The following is a 17656-nucleotide window of genomic DNA, read 5'->3' as shown; positions in this document are numbered from 1 at the left end:
CGATTGATGAACGCCGCTAAACAGGCTTTGCTTGCCGTTCGTTGGAAAAAGCTGCGCAAATTGATTGAACTTCCGTGAAGGGCGCTTTGACAGACGAAACCACGCCGCCAACCGCCTGCGTGCCCGCATTAAGCCGCTGTGATCTGTCCGCCCGCTGAACGGTTTGCAGCAACCGCATGGCTTCCTGATAATCCGGCCAATTTCGACCTCCGGGAAACAATGCACACGCGGGTTCCAACACGCCGCGCGCCCGGACGTCATCGCCCTGCGCATGCCAGAGCAGCGCAAGACTAAGGGCCGCCCTCAATTGCAACGACGCGGCGCCCTGGAGCACTGCCGTATCGAATGCTGTAATGAAATATCTTTCGGCATCGGCTAGGGTCATGTGGGGCGACGACCCACCGAGGTCGAGGGATTCGCTGATCAACAACTCTCCACGGATGCGATATAGTTCGCTCGCGAACCACATGTTCCCGGTTTCCTCGCAGCGCTCTAGAGCACGCGCAACGGCCACGAGCGCTTCGTCTCGTCTTCCGGCTCGCGCCAGCGCCTTCGCATATTGAGCGACCAGCATGGCGTTCGGCGCGCAGAAGCCGAGTTCATCGAGGCGGGTCAACGTCTCGGCAAATTCTCGCAGGCGCACGGCAGTCGAGTCGTCGAGAGAGGCTAGATAGGCGTCAAACGCGCGACTACATGCCTCACCAATGTTCAGACCGATACGGGTCGAGATCTCGTGCAATACGGCGACGGCTTCCGCTGCGCGCTCCCGTTCGCCCGACAGCAGGGCGATAGGAACGGCCGCCTCGATCAATACGTAACACGTGACAATCGCGTGTTCCTGTGCGAGCGCTTCGGCCAAACACTGCTCGGCGATCTGCATTGCTTCGTCACGTTCCCCCGTCATCCACAACACGCGCGCGAACGTCGCGCTAGCAACGACTTGCTGATCAATCGAGCGACCCAGCGGCATCCATGACCGCAAGCCACGCGCGTGCGGCAGGAAGCGTTGCAATGCGGCATACGCCTCGTGCTGGTCGCCCACGTAGTGCAAAGCGATGCCGATAATACGATGCCTAAGCATCTGGTCGCTGCCAGCCGTGCTCCCGTCGCTCTCCCCGACCTGACAAGCCTGCTGTTCCAGCGCGCCAAAGCGTAAGGCGAACGAAACCGCGTCATACGCGTCGCCAGCGCTCTGAGAAGAGTTCCACATGCCCCATAGTGCACGCGCCTCGAGGTTCCGGTCGCCGAATGCGATCGCCAGAGACAATACTTCGGACCAGATCTCACTCGTCTTTTTAATCGGGCCTTGCACGTAGAAGAGCGCCGCAGCAAGCGCAGCCTTCAGATCCATGCGAACGCGTTTCAACCTACGGCTATCGATATCGTTCGGCCAGTTCTGCATTGCTTCGAGCGATCGGCGCGCCCACGAGCAGCATTCATCGACTAGCGACAACTCGAACAGAAGCCGCACGAAACGCACCGACAGCGCCTCGCCAACGGATTTATCGCCCTGCGGTGAGAATGCCCATGTGAGAGTCGCGCGCGCGTCTTCAAGCAATTCACGCATATCGCGGTGCCATGCCCCGGAATTTCTCGACACAGCGGCGTACGACGCGTCCCCAAGAAGACTCGTGAGATGTCTGGCGTGGCTCAATCTCACCATACGTCTCTCGCCATTGTGATCGAGCTTTTCCAATGCATACGCACGGGTAGTTTCGAGCAGCCGATACGCAACCTGGGTCCCACCGGCCGGCCGCACGATCAATGACTTTTCTACGAGACTCGACACGGCTGCAATGATCGCGTATTCGTCCAACGCGTCATCGGCCACGACTGCGATGGCGGCGGGCATCGTAAAGCCCGCCGAAAATATGCTCAACCGCCGAAGCGTGGCGCGCTCCGTTTCATCGAGCAGCGCATAACTCCAGTCGAACGTCGCCCTGAGCGTCTGATGTCGCGGCAGTGCGGAGCGGTTGCCGCCGGTCAGCACGCGAAATCGGTCATCGAGGAGTGCGGACAAGGTTTCTACACCGAGAATGGTCGCGCGCGCTGCGGCGAGCTCAATCGCCAGGGGAATGCCGTCAAGCCGCCGGCAGACAGTGTGAATCAGTTCGACGCTTCGTTCGTCGAATGGGAACAGGGGATCGATTGCGCGGGCGCGTGAGAAAAACAATTGCACAGCGCTGCATTGCACAGTGTCGTCCATGCGATCGGACTGAGCGGACACCTGCAACGATTCGACCCGGTACACGCTCTCACGGGGAATCCTGAGCAGTTCCCGGCTGGTCGCGACTACTCGCGCCTCATCGCTGATTCCGGCAAGCGATTCCGCCAGTTCGGCAGCTGCTTCCACGACCTGCTCGCAGTTGTCTAGTACGAACAATATGCGCGGACCGCCCATCCCCTTGCCGATGCGCGCAAGTGACAGCGGCCCCTCTATCGGATTGATACCCAATGCGCTCGACGCCGCATCCAGAACGCTTTCATAATCCGTCGCGGACGCAAGCGAAATCAGGTAGACGCCGTCCCGAAACGAGTTCAGCATCCGGTGGGCGACTTCGACTGCGAGTCTCGTCTTGCCGATTCCGCCGGCACCGACCAGCGTAACGTGCTTGCCGAACGTGAGCGCGTCAACGACGGCGGCGATCGCGTCATCACGGCCGATTATCTCCGTTGTGCGCCGTGGCAGGTTATTCGGCACGAGACGTTGAGCATCCGATTCTGTCGTCCCCGACGAATCAAGCGATGCAGCAACCGGGCTCTCATGCGCCTTCGCGCCGGTTAGCCGGAACCCCCTCCCAGATATCGTCTGAAGAAGCCCCCGGCTTTCCCCTAGCAGGCTTCGCAATCGGCACAGGTGAACGTGGAGATTATTTTCCTCGACGATCGTATTGGGCCAGACTTGCCTCAACAGATCATTCTTCGACACCAACTCGCCCCGTGCTTCGATCAGTACGGTGAGAACGTCGAACGCGCGGCTGCCGACCCGCAACTGCGCACCGTCGCGCAGCAATTGCCGATGTTCAAGGTCAATGTCCAGCGAGCCGATGCGAATCATAGGTGCTAGTCCAAGGAAGGTTTGATGCCTGGAGTTCCACTGCAACGAACCATCACCTTGTACGGAAACCAGCGGCCCCGCCCATAGCACCCTGCTTTCTGCGAGGTCTCGGCGACCCTTCATTAGGAGACAATCGCGACCTTCCTGGTGCGTTGTTCGCACATTGCGAGTCCAACCGGTTCCGGTTCGGGACACTCTGTACCCGATATTCTTTCCACGACCGACACCCGTGTCTTTCGAATTAAACTCATTTTTGTGACTTTTTCACTACTACGGCGATAGGGGCGCGGGGGCGGCGTCGCCGGTCATTTCATCGCCGCTCGGCATTTATATTTTCGGCTCCCACGCGAGGGCCGCAATCGCATCGTACAAAGCAACGAAGCGGCACTCGGCGCCGCCCCGCCTGCGCAGGACGACTCATTGTGAAACGTTGAAAGGTTGTTCCCTGGCGCCAGAAGCACATCACGCGCATTGAAAGCGACGTTGCAATAGCAGGCAATCGTCGCCGTACATCAGCCATCTCCTCCATTCTTCGCGTTATTTCATGGCATCGCCACGTCCACGGGGCACGCATTAGATTGCATCGAATGCCCTCTTCTCCGCAAAGAAGTTGAAAACAACCCTAAATTTCCTCCGGAATTTGCCGATGTATATAGGGTATTTTGAATTTTGCATTCAAAAACCATGAGCGAGACGCAGTCAAGACCGCCTCGCTCAACCATCGGAAGCGCAAAAGGGCGGTGCGACCCAGCTCTTGTTATCTGTAAATATTTACAACGTATGCTGCGGTATCTGGGAGTTGAAATGAATTCGAGTAAGGCAACCGTCTCATTACAGGCGCGTATCGCCCTGACGATGGGTTTTCTGGCAGTCCTTATGCTGGCAATCGGCATTCTCGGCCTGGTGGGAGCAAAGCGCGCCAACGACGCGAACCGCGACACGTATCAGAACAAGCTGACCGCTGCGACAAACATCGGAAACGCGGAGATTTACATCGCCCGAACGCGCCTCGTGCTGGATCGCGTCGCGCTACATCCCGACGATCCGCAGGCAGGTGACCAACTCGCGCGAGCCAGCGGCTTTTTTGCGCAGTCCGATAAGTGGTGGCAGCAATTTGTCGATCAGGTTCACGAGCCCAATGAAGCGGCAATGATCGACCAGGCAACGCAGCGCCGCAAGGCGATGCGCGACGCGGTGATGGCCTTCATCGGCGCCGTGAAGGCGAACGACCGGGCGCGAATCGACTCCATCGCCATGACACAGTTGAGCGATCTGTACTCGCAGATGAGCGCGGCTAACGAAGACGTCAAGAAGGCGCTCTACGCGAATGCAAAGAACCACTACGACGCCGCCGAATCGAGCTTCCGTCTCTTCTTCGTGCTATCGGTCGGCATGATCGTGATCGGCGCGCTCGCTGCCTGCGTCAGCTGGATTGCATTGCGACGCGCAATCATGGGTCCGCTCAACAATGCGCTCGACCACTTCCGGGCCATAGCCGCAGGAGATCTGAGCCGCCCTCTCGAGATTCTCACGAACGACGAAATGGGTACGTTGCTGCATGGCGTCGAAGACATGCGGGCAAGCCTCACCAAGACTGTACGCGCCGTGCGCGACAGCAGTGAAGCGATCACCACCGCCACGCGTGAGATCGCATCGGGAACAATGGACCTGTCGTCCCGCACCGAAGAACAGGCTGCATCGCTCGAACAGACTGCCTCGAGCATGAGCGAGCTGACCGCCACGGTAAAGCAGAACGCGGAACATGCGCGCGCAGCGCAATCGCTCGCCGACAAGACATCCGTGGTGTCCTCTCAGGGCAACGAAAAGGTCGATCGCGCTGTCAGCGCAATGGGCGACATCAGCAACAGCTCTCGCAAGATTGCCGATATCACCGGGATCATTGAAGGCATCGCTTTCCAGACCAACATCCTCGCGCTCAATGCGGCCGTCGAAGCCGCCCGCGCCGGGGAACAGGGCCGGGGCTTCGCCGTCGTTGCATCCGAAGTGCGAAGCCTTGCGCAGCGCTCGGCAGCCGCCGCGAAGGAAATCAAGGACCTCATAGCCGAATCGAGCGAAACCGTCGCGCTGGGTACGGAGCTCGTGGCGGACGCAGGCAAGACCATGGGCGAAGTGTTGAGCTCCGTGCGCCAGGTCAGCGGCATCATGAACGAGATTGCAGCGGCAGCCGTCCAGCAGAGCGCGGGCATCGAGCAGGTCGATACGGCCGTTAGTCAGATGGACGCGATCACGCAACAAAACGCGGCACTCGTCGAGCAGGCCACCGCCGCGGCACAGGCGCTCAACGAGCAGTCCGCCCAGTTGCACAGCTTCGTAGAGGTTTTCACGATCACGTGACGCCCGTCAGCACACACCCGTCTTGCCGGCCCGACCGGCAGCATCGCTTTCTGAGGCCGGCCACGCAACGCGGCCGATCACTTTCAAAAGGTAAACCGAATGACGACTTCACAGGACAACAGTCGACGCTCGTTTCTCAAGAGAACGATAGTCATTGCCCCCATCGCAGCGATCTCAACCTCAGCAACCGCTTTGTTGCCGACGGACGCAGACCGCGCGTTGAGCGCCCCTCCGCCCAATCAACCCACCGAAGAAAACTACCGCCCCGGTTATTTCACGCCTGAAGAATGGGCCTTCGTGAATGCCGCCTGCGACCAGTTGATTCCTAAGGACCACGTAGGACCCGGCGCGGTGGAGCTCGGCGTGCCGCAGTACATCGACCGGCAGATGCAGACGCCCTACGGCGACGCGTCGCGCTGGTACATGGAAGGACCGTTCCTGAAGGGCGCGCCCGATTTCGGCTATCAGTCCAAGCTCACGCCGAAACAGCAATACCGTCTCGGCATCCGCGCCATCAACGCGTATTTCCGCAAGAATTTCGCGGGCAAGACCTTCGCCGAATTGCCGCCTGCACAGCAGACGCAGTTCCTCAAACAGATGGAAGCGGGCGAGATCAAGGACGACTTCAATCTGAAGTCGTTCTTCAGCGGTTTCCTGTTGACGAACGTCATGGAAGGCTACTTCTGCGATCCGATGCACGGTGGCAACAAAGACATGGCCGCCTGGAAAATGATCGGCTACCCCGGCGTGCGCGCCGATTATCTGGAATGGGCTGTCGAATCCAAGCCTTATCCGTATGGACCGGTCAGCATGTACGGCAAGCGAGGCTAAGCGAATGGCAACCATCAAGAAACCGCATAAAGACGTGGTGATCGTCGGCTTCGGCTGGACCGGCGCCATCATGGCAATCGAACTGGCGAACGCCGGCCTCGACGTCGTAGCGCTCGAGCGCGGCGACAATCGCGATACGATTCCTGACTTCGCGTATCCGCAGATCGTCGACGAGGTGAAATATTCCGCACGCCAGGCGCTGCTTCAGAATCTCGCGAAGACCACGATCACGGCGCGTCACCGGAAGGAAGACGTCGCGCTGCCGTATCGCCAGATGGGCTCGTTCAAACCGGGCGAAGGCGTGGGCGGTGCCGGCACACACTGGTCGGGCGTGCAGTCGCGGGTGGCGCCGGACGAACTGCGTCTCTATAGCCGCGTGAAGGAGCGCTACGGCGAGAAGTTCATCCCTTCGGACATGAACCTGCAAGACTGGGGCGTCAGCTACGATGAGCTGGAACCGCACTTCGACCGCTTCGAATATGTGTGCGGCACATCCGGCAAGGCAGGCAACATCAAGGGCGCGCCGGTCGAAGGGGGCAACCCGTTCGAAGGCTATCGCTCGCGCGAATATCCGCTGCCGCCGCTTCCGGATCATCCGACCGGGCGTCTGTTCGCGGCCGCCGCGAAAAGCCTCGGCTACAAGCCGTTCCCGCTGCCGGCCGGCAACGCGTCGGGCGCTTACCAGAACGAATACGGCTGCCAGTTGGGACCGTGCAATTTCTGCGGCTTCTGTAGCGACTACGGCTGCCTGAACTATTCGAAGGCCTCGCCGCAGACAACGATCATCCCTGCCCTGCTGCGCAAACCCAATTTCGAACTGCGCGTGAATTCACATGTGACGCGCGTGAATCTGGACAACAGCGGCAAACGCGCGGTCGGCGTGACTTACATCGACGCCGAAGGCAACGAAGTCGAACAACCCGCGGACATGGTCGTGCTCGCCGCGTTCCATCTGCACAACATCCGGTTGATGCTGTCGTCGAAAATCGGCACGCCGTTCAACGTTGACACGAACGAAGGTGTGGTGGGTCGCAACCTCTGCTACCAGTACATCAACAGCGTCAACGTGTTCTGGGACAAGGACGTCTACATCAACCAGTTCATCGGGACAGGCGGCGGTGGCCAGGTGATTGAGGAATTCAATGCCGACAACTTCGATCATGGCCCGCTCGGCTTTATTGGCGGCGGCGTGATCTGGGGGCGTCAGACGGGCAACGGTCCGGTACGCGGCGTTCCGCTTCCGAGTGGTTCGCCGAAGTGGGGAACCGGCTGGAAGCAGGCTGTCGTCGATAATTTCCTGCACACCGGCCGCATTGAATCGCAGTGCACGAGTCTCGCAAACCGTGCGTATTACGCGGACCTCGATCCGACCTACAAGGACGCGTATGGCACCCCGCTGCTGCGCCTCACGTTCGACTGGAACGACAACGATCTGCGCTCGGCTGCGTATGTGGGCGGCAAGATGATGGAGATCGGCCACGCGATGAATCCGAAGAGCATCTCGGGCCGCGTCTTCAAGCCGGGCATGCACTGGGATACACGCGTGTACCAGAGCACGCACGTGTGCGGCGGCACGCCGATGGGCGCCGATCCGAAGACCAGTGCGGTCAACAAGTACCTGCAGAGCTGGGATGTGCCCAACCTGTTCGTGCTCGGCTCGAACACGTTCGCTCACGGGATCGGCTACAACCCGACGGGTCTGGTGGGAGGTCTCGCGTACTGGGCGGCAAGCAACATCCGCTCGCAGTACCTGAAGAACCCCGGACCGATGGTCCAGGCATAAGGGGAGACGACGATGCGCAAGAGACTCCTCATCCCCATCGCCGCGATCGCGATTGTCGTTGCAGGCAGTTGGGCCTCCACATGGAGCAAGCCCGCCGTGAACGTGGCCGCAGATGTCGCGGCGCGTGCCGGCGACCCCGTGCATGGCGAATACCTTGCCCGCGCCGCCGACTGCATGGCCTGTCACACGGCGAAGGGCGGCGATCCGTTCGCGGGCGGCTACCCCTTCAAGACGCCGGTCGGCACGATCTATTCGACCAACATCACCTCGGATCACGAGCATGGTGTGGGCGGCTACTCGTTCGACGACTTCGTGCTCGTCATGCGTGAAGGTGTCGCAAAGGACGGACGGCATCTGTACCCTGCGATGCCCTACACGTCCTATGCGAAAGTGAGCGACGCGGATCTCAAGGATCTGTACGCGTACTTCACCACCAAGGTGCCGGCTTCGAGTCAGCCAAACCGGCGTGCCGACATTGTCTGGCCATTGAGCGTCCGCTGGCCGCTCGCGCTGTGGGACCGCGCGTTCCATGACGACTCACGCTTCCAGCCCGTCGACTCCCAGAGCGCGGAATGGAATCGCGGCGCCTATCTCGTGCAAGGTCTCGCCCACTGCGGCGCGTGTCACACGCCGCGCGGGGCGGCCATGCAGGAGCTGGACCTGAGCGGCAAGACCTCGCTCTATCTGTCCGGTGCCGTGCTGGATCATGCTTCGCCGATCAATCTGCGCAGCGATGCCGGATCGGGATTGGGTAGCTGGTCCGAACAGGATATTGTCGCGCTACTGCAAACCGGACGTGGTCCTCACTCTGCCGTGACGGGTCCAATGGGCGAAGTGGTCGAGCACAGCACACAGTATCTCAGCGACGCTGACCTGCATGCGATCGCGACGTATCTGAAGAGCCTGTCGTCTCGCCAGCAAGATGCGACGTCGTTCCAGGCGAGCGATGCGACGCTCAAGTCGATCATGGCCGGCTCGGCAACGGGGCCGGGCGCGAGCATCTACATCGACAGCTGCGCGGCATGTCACCGGCAGAATGGGCAGGGCGCGTCGCGGGTGTTCCCTTCGCTCGCCAACAACCCGATGGTGCTCGCAGCCCACTCTGACTCGCTGATTACAGTCATCCTGAATGGCTCGCGTCTGCCGTCGACTGCAGGCGCGCCGTCGCCGCTTGCCATGCCGCCATTCGCCTGGCGCTACGACGACGAACAGGTCGCCGAACTGGCGACGTTCGTCAGATCGAGCTGGGGCAATAACGCTTCACGCGTGACGGCGGATCAGGTAAAGGACGTGCGCAAACATCTGGGGCAGTAGCGTTGCGACGCTCGCTCCTACGAGACTTCGCAGGAGCGTTTTTTGTGCGAGATCGAGGCGTCCGTGTGGCGACAGACGCCTCGATTTTTGGGCATTGGCGCATCGAACGACCTACCGGGATTCAACCCTGACGCAAGCTTCAGCTGTGGCAGGACCTTGTCGAAATTCACGCGACGCACGAGGATTCAGAGTGCCGACGAACTCGAGGGCATCCTCAAGGTCGATCAGGTGCTCCTTTTCTGCGAAGACTTGTCGGATCTCTGCGCCCCCAGCTGCGCAGCCTTCAGATGTGAAAGTACGGCAGCATTCCGCAAAAACTGCGCAGGCATAGGGAAGACAATCGGCCCTGCGCGCCCTACTGTGGCCCTACCGTTGACGGATGCGTGCTGTGCACGGGGGTAGCCCACGCGCGCGTTTGTCCACTAAAAAACTGTCATGCGCGACATCGACCATGCACGCGAGCAATTGAGCCAGCGCGATGTGATCGTCACCGGCCGGGTCTCGCTTGGCATCGTCGCGTCCGAGGCGCAAAGCGTTTTGCCTGAATCGCTCGCGAAGTTCAACGCGCTGTTTCCGCAAGTGGAAGTCTCGGTGGCTGACGGGTTCAGCACGCAGTTGATCGACGCCGTTGAAGCGGGCCGACTGGATGCGGCCATCATCAACAAGCCGCGCGGCGCCTCTCACTCGATGTGGCGCCGCTGCTCGACGAAGAGATGGTGTCCGTGACGAGTGCCGCACACGGCGTCGAATTGTCCGCGGAAGTCGACCTCGCCCATCTGCCTGCCGTCGAACTGGTGCTGCCGACGCGGCGCAACGGCCTGCGCGGCGTGCTCGACGCGGAATTGATGGCGGCCGATATCGTCATCAAGCCGACGTTCGAAATCGACCTGCTGAGCACGATTGTGCAGTTCGTCGAACAGAGTCAGGTGGCGACGATCCTGCCGCGTGTCGTCGTGCAGCGCGAGGTCGACGAAGGCCTGCTGCGCGCCTATCCCATCGTCTCGCCGCCGATCGTGCGGCACATCATTCGCGTGAGCCATCCGAAGCGGCCTATCGGTCCGGCAGCGCACGCGCTGATCGAAATCATCACGGACGAGATTCGCCGGATGACGACCGGTGTGTCTGTGCGCTGACGCTGGCGGTCTTCATGGGCGCTCGCCCAACGCCCTCAGCGTGCCTTAAACCGCTTCGCGGAAAACCGTTTTGTCGAGCTTGCCGAGCGTCTCAGGCACCACAAACGCGCCGGCGAGGAAGATCACGCTGATCACGCCCACGAAGACCGCCAGCGTCAGCGGCAACTCGCTTGCGTCTTTGGCGACCAGCGACACGGCGGTCGGCATCATGCCGCCAATGGCAAAGCCAATGTTCCAGGAGAGGCCTGTGCCGGTCGCGCGAATCGCTGTCGGAAACCGTTCGTTGAGAAAGATCAGGATCGGCGCATAGCCCGCGCTACCGAGCGCGCTCAACACTTCCGCATAGACGCCGATCATCGTCATGCTCTGCGCGGTAGGCAGCAGCAGGAACAGTGCCGGCAACGCAAAGAGCCGGATCAGGCCAATCCATATGAATGTGCTCTTGCGGCCGATGAAGATGCTGAGATGGCCAGCCCCGACTGACGCAATCACGACGCCAATGCTGGAGATCATCAGGATCGCAGCCGCCGAGCCATTCGGCACGTGGCTGACCGCCTTCAGCACGGTCGGCAGATAGCCTGAGGTCAGGTAGTAGCCGCTGCCGCCGCCGATGGTCAGCAGCAGGTTCACGAGCAGGATCGAGCGATAGTCCCTGGAAAATAACGTGCGCAGCGGCGAGCGCACAACCTCGGCAGGCGCGTTGCCGATGCCGTCGCGTGAAGCAATCGCAGCCGCTTTGGCGGCCTTCTCGGCCGCAAGCTTTTTCCACAGCGGCGACTCTTCGAGACTGTTGAAGACAAAGAGTCCGAGCATCGAACTGACGATGCCGTGAAAAACATGCAGCGCCAGCCCCACGCCTCGAACTGCTCACCCGGGAACAACGCCGACATCGTAAGGAAGGTGAGCGAAGCCAGCAATGCGCCCAGTCCCGCTCCGCCACCGCCAATCCGACCCGACACCGCGCCACGATACCTCGGCGCCACGGACTCAGTGCCGATGGTATGCGTCGAGGCGACCACGCCGCGCATTATGGGTCGTTTGCGAAGTGCCTTGCGCCCGGATATCGTATCGGCTGGGCGGCAGCCGGAGTGTTCGCGGGCGGGTTGGAACGGGCGAAATGGATGACCACGCTATCGGCCAGCATGCCGGCGCAGCGCGCAATCGCCGACTATCTGGAGCACGGCGGCTATGAACGTTTCCTGCACAAGCTACGTCGCGGGCTGGCCCTTCAGCAATCGCAGATGCTCGACGCGATGAGCCGGTACTTCCCGGCCAATGCGATGGCGACGAGGTCTGGCGGCGGTTATTTCACATGGGTGGCGCTACCGGATCACGTCGACTCGATACGCCTCTTCCTGGCTGCGCTCAACAGTGGCATCAGCATCGCGCCCGGACCGGTCTTCTCTGCGGATGGCGCATTTCGACACCATATACGTCTGAACTATGGATACCCGTGGTCGGCGCAGCTCGATAAAGCGGTCGCGACACCAGGCGCCCTGTGTGCAGATGAATCGAGTTGCAGCGCAAAGCTGGCTGGTGCGGTTCGGCCGACATGACATGGGCGTCGATCTCAACCGTGCAACCCGACCGGTGAATCGTGAGGCTTGTGCACGACAATACGCGCCTTGCCTGGACTTTCGCACGACACATTGCGGCATCCGCCGCGTGTAACAGTGCTTCGCCACTCAGTGACACTATGCGCCTACGCCACTGGGTCGAGATCCAAAATCTCAGGTTCGCGGCGAAATAGCGCGTGACTTGAACTCGCGGCGGCGGCGTGTTTCCATCCTCAAAAGCCAGGCTTCGACAAATGGTCCGAAGGACGACGATGTGATTTCCCGAGCGTCGCAGAAAGAGCCAGATTGGCCAGCTTGCCGAACGGTGCATGCAGCAGTCTTGCCAAGCTCCATCGCCCCAGGATGTACACCCCCTTCGCGTGGCTCATTGCGCGAAAGCCCTCCAGGCCATGGTAAGCCCCCATTCCGCTCGGCCCAACGCCGCCGAACGGCAGATCATCCTGCGCGACATGCATGATGGTGTTGTTAATGCCGACATTGCCCGATGTGGTGCGCTGAAGCACACTTTCACATTCAGCGTCGCTGGCTCCGAAGTAATAAAGCGCTAGCGGGCGCGGGCAACTGTTCACATAAGCGATGACCTCGTCCATCGTTCTGTACGTGCGCACCGGGAGAATCGGACCAAAAATTTCCTCCTGCATCACCATCATGTCGTCGCGTGCTCCGACAATCAGCGTGGGAGGGAATGTGCGCGGCCGCCCTGCGGCGCTCTCCGGTTTGACGCCGGCCGCGATCACGCTCGCCCCCTTGTGCCGGGCATCTTCAACAAGACGGGTCAGGCGGTCATAGTGGCTGTCACTGACAATCGACGTGTAGTCATCGGAGGCAGGACCGTCCGGGTAGAATCGAGCCACCGTCGCCTTGTACTGCGCAACAAAGGCTTCCCTGTCGTGCTCATGGACCAGGGCGTAATCGGGCGCGACGCACGTCTGTCCAGCGTTGGCGAGCTTGCCGAAGACGATACTGCTCATGGTTCGATCGTCGACATGCCCGCGCGCCACGATCACCGGGCTCTTGCCGCCGAGTTCAAGCGTGACGGGCACGAGGTTCTCGCTTGCCGCCATCATAACCTTGCGCCCGACCTGTGTGCTGCCTGTGAAAAACAGATGGTCGAAGGGCAGGCCGCTGAACATTGCGCCGACATCCGGACCACCGGTCACAACCGCCACTTCCTCGAGCGGGAAAACGTCCGCGAGCATGCGCCGGATCACGTCACTGGTGCGAGGGGTCAGTTCCGAGGGTTTCAGCATCACGCGGTTGCCCGCAGCAAGGGCGGTAGCGAGCGGAATGAGCGTCAGGGAAAACGGGTAATTCCACGGTGCCATCACACCGACGACGCCCTTGGGCTGGTACTCGACATACGCCCGACCTGAGCGATAAATGAAACCGACGTGCCGGCGTTCGGGTCTCATGAAGCGACGCAGGTTACGTGTCAGATAGTCAATTGCCTGAATGACGCCGACGAGTTCCATGATGCCCGTCTCGTGTCGCGAGCGATGGCCGAAATCCGCGCTGATCGCTTCTTCCACTTCACCGCGGTACGCCAGTACGGCCGCACGCAACCGCGCAAGGCGCGCCTTGCGCTGGTCATGGTCCGGTCGCGCCTCCTTGAGAAAGGCGGCACGCTGACGGTCCAGAAGTGCCTGCGCGTCGGCGCCTCGAACGGACTCCAGATAGAGGTCGAAGTCGTGGGTTCTGATGCCATTCAAAGTGGACACATTCAGTTCGCCTGGAGAGAGATTCAGTTATCAAGGAGTGCTGCAACCTGGCTCGCCGTTGCCTTGGCCGATTGCGGATTCTGACCGGTCACGAGGCGCCCGTCGGTGACGACCTTCGAGACGAACGGCAGCAACGCCTTCTCGTACAATGCGCCGCGGCGGACCATCTCCTGCTCAGCGTTGTAGGGCACCTTGCTGGCAACCCCCGCAAGCACTTCTTCGATCCAGGAATAGCCGGTAAGCCGGCGTCCGGCGACCAGCAACGCGCCGTTGGAGAGCGTTGTGTTCAGGAGACCGCAATAGCCGTGACAGACAGACGAGACGATTCCGCCCCGCTCGTAAATGTCGAGCGTGATTCGCTGCAGAGGGCCGTCGTCCGGAAAGTCCCACATCACGGCGTGGCCGCCTGTGAAATAGATCGCATCGAAGTCCGCCGGATCGATCTGGTCAGGACGGGCGGTTGCCGAAAGTAGCGCCTGCCGGCTCGTGTCGTTGAGCCATTCCTTCACCGAGGCATCGGCAAGGGGCCACTTAAGGGAGCGCGGCTCGAGCGGCGAAACCCCGCCTTTCGGACTGACGATCTGCTGCTGGTATCCCTTTTCGCCGAACACGTGCCACGCATGCGTCAACTCCGACAGCCACAGACCGGTGGGCTCCGTCTGGTCGGCATAATTGGCAACGTTGCTGACGACGTGCAATATGCGTTTTGTCATGTCGAAACATCCTTTCATTGAGCGTCGCGGTGACGCTGACCTAGCTGGACCTGACCGGTCGCCGGCGGTTTGCCTTCCCCAGCGCCTTGACATCGTCGGACGCGAGCGTCGGGCTTGCCATCTCGCCGCGGCGCATTCGCGACAGCACTCTCCTGGCGTTAGTCGTGCAATCGATCTCTGCTGGCTTGGCTTCGATCTCCGCGATCAACGAGACGAGATGCGTTTTGCTCTGCGCCAGTCGCGCTTCCAACGCTTCGATGTCCTGCACCTTGAGGCGAAGCGTTTCGAGCAACTTGCCGTGTTGCCACTGCGTCGGATCGGGCGGCAGCAGCATGCCAATTTCATCAAGGCTGAAGCCGGCCTTCTGCGCCGTCGCAACCAGATCGAGCACCAGCAGGGCCTCGTCCGGATAGGTCCGGTAGCCGTTGGGCTGGCGTTGGACAGCCTTCAGCAATCCAATGCGCTCGTAGAAGCGGATGCGTGACGGAGTCAGTCCGGTGCGCTCCGAGAGTTCCCCGATCTTCATAGGCTTGATACTCCGTCGTTAGTCAGGAATCCGCTCTTGCGTGACGCTCGTTGCGGGTCTCCACAGACCTGCACATCGCTTCCAGCTCAATCGAAGGTCTTCAGGCGCGCGGGCAGATTCAGAACCACTTGCGCGTCCTTGACCACGTCGAAGCGAACAATCGTCGAGACGCGCAGTCCATCGAGAAGCTGGCTCAACGGGCCGCCACCGCGCACCAGCTTTACGTTCCGTGGGAGAACGCGTTGCGCGAACGATAACGTGTTGGTCTGGACCGATGTCTGATGCCACTCACCGTCGATGACGTGCACCATTGTCGACGTTCCCATGTGGGATTGCGGCTTGACGCTCTGCAGTGCGGGCAGCGGCGCGCTCAGCACGAGATCCGGCTTTCCGTCGAGGGCGGATATACCGGCTTCGACGCTCGCAACACCAATATCAACGTTGATGCCAGCCAGCCATTTGGGTAACTGATAACCATACACCCCACGCACTCGCGCTATCTCGGTGGTGACTGGGAGGGCCAGCACGTGCGCGAAAAAGCTGCGACGCCGCATCGAGTCAAGCAGTTCGATCAGATGCGCCCCGCGCGCGCCCGGCCGGCGGATAACGACTGCAACCGACACCTCGTCGTAGGGATCGTTATCGCATACGGAGTACGAGAAGAAAGTCAGCGCCACTAGCCCGTAGCCGGGAAATGCATGCAAGGGCTCAAGAGGCGTCGGCAGCGCGGAACGCAATCGCTCCAACGGGGCCAGCATCAGGACCTGGACACTGCTCGTGCGGTAGTAGAAATTCGGCGCCCATATCGGGCCGACCCGTGACTCGACCTGATGCTTCGGTATCCTGCGGAAAAAGTCGATGTTCCCGACTGCGGGATCACGCGCCACCTCGTCGAGGTCAGGATTCATGCGGAAACGGTCGTAGTATCCGCCCTCAATAACTTCAACCTTGTGTGATCCAAACTCGACCTGTGTGAACCGCCTGTCCATATCCGTTGACCTTTCTAGATGGTTGACCTGCGGACGGTCGTGATAAACCGATCGCCCCTGCAGGACACACTCTAAGATTCAACTCAACTTCAAGGTCAAGCATTTCTGCGCAGCTAATCCATTACGACCTCGTGAAAACCGACATACGTCTGGCGGGGAACATCACGCCCGGTCATCATCGTGAGTGTTTCTTCCGCTCCGGCACAACCCCGCTTTCGCGAAGGCGGCCCAGAACCCACTCCTTTCTGTCTGAACAATTCAGATCTGCTGGTCTGTTTTCGATGCTCTCAATAGCTACGAGTAGCTGCGCCCTGTTCTGATTCAGGCGTTCCTGCATCTTTTCGATTTCGGTCACTTTATGCCTCAGCGCCTCGACCAGTTCGCCATGCTGCCACGAGCCCTGGCCCGTTGGCAGCAGTTGCCGGATCTGTTCGAGAGAGAAGCCCGCGCGCTGGGCACTGGCGATGATTTCGAGCATCGACAGCGCTTCCGGAGGGTAGTCGCGATAGCCGTTTGCCGTTCGCTCGACGGCCGCGATCAGGCCCGTCGCCTCGTAGAAGCGGATGCGCGACGCGGTGAGGCCGCTGAGTTCTGCCAGTTCGCCGATTTTCATGTGGCACTTTTAAAAAGTGTTGACCTTGAAGTTCACTTTAATCCTACAGTCAAAAGACGGTCAAGCAAGGCGTCAATGGATTTCCGCAGACTGAAGAGCAGTACGATAGCCTGGCCGGCCGCGACCAGGCGCACGACACCGATTGATTGCGAACACCTCACCGGAGAAGCGAAAATGGGATTTGTCACAACGAAGGATGGCGTCGATATTTTCTATAAGGACTGGGGCCCGCGTGACGCACAGGTCATTTTCTTTCATCACGGATGGCCGCTTAGTGCGGATGACTGGGATGCCCAGATGCTCTTCTTTCTGGCCAAGGGTTTCCGGGTCATCGCGCACGACCGGCGCGGACATGGAAGGTCGAGTCAGGTCTGGGACGGCCATGACATGGATCATTACGCCGACGACGTTGCGGCGGTCGTGAACCATCTCGGCGTGCAGAAGGCGGTACACGTGGGCCACTCCACGGGCGGCGGTGAGGTTATTCACTATGTCGCTCGCCACGGTGAAGATCGCGTTTCCAAGGCGGTACTCATCAGCGCCGTGCCTCCAATCATGGTCAAGACCGAGAGTAATCCGGGCGGCCTGCCCAAGCAGGTCTTCGACGATCTCCAGGCGCAGCTCGCGGCAAACCGGGCGCAGTTTTACTACGACGTTCCCGCGGGTCCTTTCTATGGTTACAACCGGCCCAATGCGAAGCCCTCTGATGGCATCATCTGGAACTGGTGGCGGCAAGGCATGATGGGTAGCGCGAAGGCTCACTACGACGGTATCGTCGCGTTCTCGCAGACGGATTTCACCGAAGACCTGAAAAGCACCACCATTCCCGTTCTGGTCATGCATGGCGACGACGATCAGATTGTCCCGTATGCGGATTCTGGGCCGCTTTCTGCGAAGCTGGCGAAAAACGGTACGCTAAAGACCTACCCCGGTTTTCCTCACGGCATGCCGACGACCAACGCCGACGCGATCAATGCCGATCTGCTCGCGTTCATCAAGGGGTCTTAAAGCCTTCAGCAGCGTGCAATCGCGCCGCTGCTGACGCG

At 60.5% G+C, this 17656-nt stretch carries 12 protein-coding genes and 2 pseudogenes; 7 read left to right on the top strand and 7 right to left on the bottom strand.

Annotation, left to right across the window (positions count from 1 at the left end; genetic code table 11):
- Positions 1-16 precede the first annotated feature (16 nt).
- The gene (locus tag FQ755_RS24335; protein ID WP_186308652.1) at positions 17-3058 is read right to left on the bottom strand and encodes an ATP-binding protein; all 3042 of its coding nucleotides are present in this window, start codon (positions 3056-3058) and stop codon (positions 17-19) included.
- Between the two features lie 804 nt (positions 3059-3862).
- Between FQ755_RS24335 and FQ755_RS24330 the strand changes: the two genes are divergently transcribed.
- The 5 genes and pseudogenes from FQ755_RS24330 to FQ755_RS24310 form a co-directional block, all read left to right on the top strand.
- Positions 3863-5413 carry a methyl-accepting chemotaxis protein gene (locus tag FQ755_RS24330; RefSeq protein WP_313957472.1) on the top strand — a complete coding sequence of 517 codons (1551 nt, stop codon included), beginning with the start codon at positions 3863-3865 and terminating at the stop codon, positions 5411-5413.
- 219 nt (positions 5414-5632) lie between these two features.
- Entirely contained in the window at positions 5633-6244 is a 612-nt protein-coding gene (locus FQ755_RS24325) for a gluconate 2-dehydrogenase subunit 3 family protein (protein ID WP_260858839.1), read from the top strand.
- Between the two features lie 4 nt (positions 6245-6248).
- Complete coding sequence (locus FQ755_RS24320; RefSeq protein WP_144157563.1) at positions 6249-8027, top strand: GMC family oxidoreductase; 1779 nt, start codon at positions 6249-6251, stop codon at positions 8025-8027.
- A 12-nt stretch (positions 8028-8039) separates the two neighbouring features.
- A complete protein-coding gene (locus tag FQ755_RS24315) occupies positions 8040-9341 on the top strand; it encodes a c-type cytochrome (RefSeq protein ID WP_144157562.1) in 1302 nt (433 codons plus the stop codon).
- Positions 9342-9773: 432 nt separating this feature from the next.
- A pseudogene (locus FQ755_RS24310) lies at positions 9774-10474 on the top strand (LysR family transcriptional regulator substrate-binding protein); the annotation flags it as partial.
- A gap of 45 nt (positions 10475-10519) precedes the next feature.
- Here the strand turns inward: FQ755_RS24310 and FQ755_RS24305 are convergent.
- A pseudogene (locus FQ755_RS24305) lies at positions 10520-11496 on the bottom strand (MFS transporter); the annotation flags it as partial.
- An 81-nt stretch (positions 11497-11577) separates the two neighbouring features.
- Between FQ755_RS24305 and FQ755_RS24300 the strand changes: the two are divergent.
- Positions 11578-12030 (top strand): hypothetical protein, encoded by a 453-nt coding sequence (locus tag FQ755_RS24300; protein ID WP_260858838.1) that lies wholly within the window; start codon positions 11578-11580, stop codon positions 12028-12030.
- A 233-nt stretch (positions 12031-12263) separates the two neighbouring features.
- Here FQ755_RS24300 and FQ755_RS24295 read toward each other — a convergent pair whose 3' ends face one another.
- The 5 genes from FQ755_RS24295 to FQ755_RS24275 all read right to left on the bottom strand — a co-directional run bounded on the left by FQ755_RS24295 (position 12264) and on the right by FQ755_RS24275 (position 16610).
- A complete protein-coding gene (locus FQ755_RS24295) occupies positions 12264-13769 on the bottom strand; it encodes a coniferyl aldehyde dehydrogenase (RefSeq protein WP_260858837.1) in 1506 nt (501 codons plus the stop codon).
- A 23-nt stretch (positions 13770-13792) separates the two neighbouring features.
- Positions 13793-14482 carry a type 1 glutamine amidotransferase domain-containing protein gene (locus tag FQ755_RS24290; protein WP_144157561.1) on the bottom strand — a complete coding sequence of 230 codons (690 nt, stop codon included), beginning with the start codon at positions 14480-14482 and terminating at the stop codon, positions 13793-13795.
- A 40-nt stretch (positions 14483-14522) separates the two neighbouring features.
- Positions 14523-15008, bottom strand: coding sequence for a MerR family transcriptional regulator (locus FQ755_RS24285; RefSeq protein WP_144157560.1), 486 nt, complete (start codon positions 15006-15008; stop codon positions 14523-14525).
- A gap of 86 nt (positions 15009-15094) precedes the next feature.
- Positions 15095-15997: an acetoacetate decarboxylase gene (locus FQ755_RS24280; RefSeq protein ID WP_144157559.1), complete on the bottom strand. Its 903-nt coding sequence runs from the start codon at positions 15995-15997 to the stop codon at positions 15095-15097.
- Positions 15998-16172: 175 nt separating this feature from the next.
- The gene (locus tag FQ755_RS24275) at positions 16173-16610 is read right to left on the bottom strand and encodes a MerR family transcriptional regulator (RefSeq protein WP_144157558.1); all 438 of its coding nucleotides are present in this window, start codon (positions 16608-16610) and stop codon (positions 16173-16175) included.
- Between the two features lie 174 nt (positions 16611-16784).
- Here FQ755_RS24275 and FQ755_RS24270 point away from each other — a divergent pair, with 174 nt between their 5' ends.
- Complete coding sequence (locus tag FQ755_RS24270; protein ID WP_144157578.1) at positions 16785-17618, top strand: alpha/beta fold hydrolase; 834 nt, start codon at positions 16785-16787, stop codon at positions 17616-17618.
- Positions 17619-17656: the final 38 nt, after the last annotated feature.

Origin of the sequence: Paraburkholderia sp. BCC1885, from assembly GCF_900996235.1 — a bacterium.
Lineage (GTDB): Bacteria > Pseudomonadota > Gammaproteobacteria > Burkholderiales > Burkholderiaceae > Paraburkholderia.
The sequence above is the reverse complement of the archived record's forward strand: the minus strand, read 5'-3'. Positions and strand labels throughout refer to the sequence as shown.

Coding starts and splice junctions, on each gene's coding strand:
- FQ755_RS24320 (WP_144157563.1), top strand. CDS start 6,249: ATGGCAACCATCAAGAAACCGCATAAAGACGTGGTGATCGTCGGCTTC.
- FQ755_RS24285 (WP_144157560.1), bottom strand. CDS start 15,008: ATGAAGATCGGGGAACTCTCGGAGCGCACCGGACTGACTCCGTCACGC.
- FQ755_RS24275 (WP_144157558.1), bottom strand. CDS start 16,610: ATGAAAATCGGCGAACTGGCAGAACTCAGCGGCCTCACCGCGTCGCGC.
- FQ755_RS24330 (WP_313957472.1), top strand. CDS start 3,863: ATGAATTCGAGTAAGGCAACCGTCTCATTACAGGCGCGTATCGCCCTG.
- FQ755_RS24335 (WP_186308652.1), bottom strand. CDS start 3,058: ATGATTCGCATCGGCTCGCTGGACATTGACCTTGAACATCGGCAATTG.
- FQ755_RS24315 (WP_144157562.1), top strand. CDS start 8,040: ATGCGCAAGAGACTCCTCATCCCCATCGCCGCGATCGCGATTGTCGTT.
- FQ755_RS24280 (WP_144157559.1), bottom strand. CDS start 15,997: ATGGACAGGCGGTTCACACAGGTCGAGTTTGGATCACACAAGGTTGAA.
- FQ755_RS24270 (WP_144157578.1), top strand. CDS start 16,785: ATGGGATTTGTCACAACGAAGGATGGCGTCGATATTTTCTATAAGGAC.
- FQ755_RS24290 (WP_144157561.1), bottom strand. CDS start 14,482: ATGACAAAACGCATATTGCACGTCGTCAGCAACGTTGCCAATTATGCC.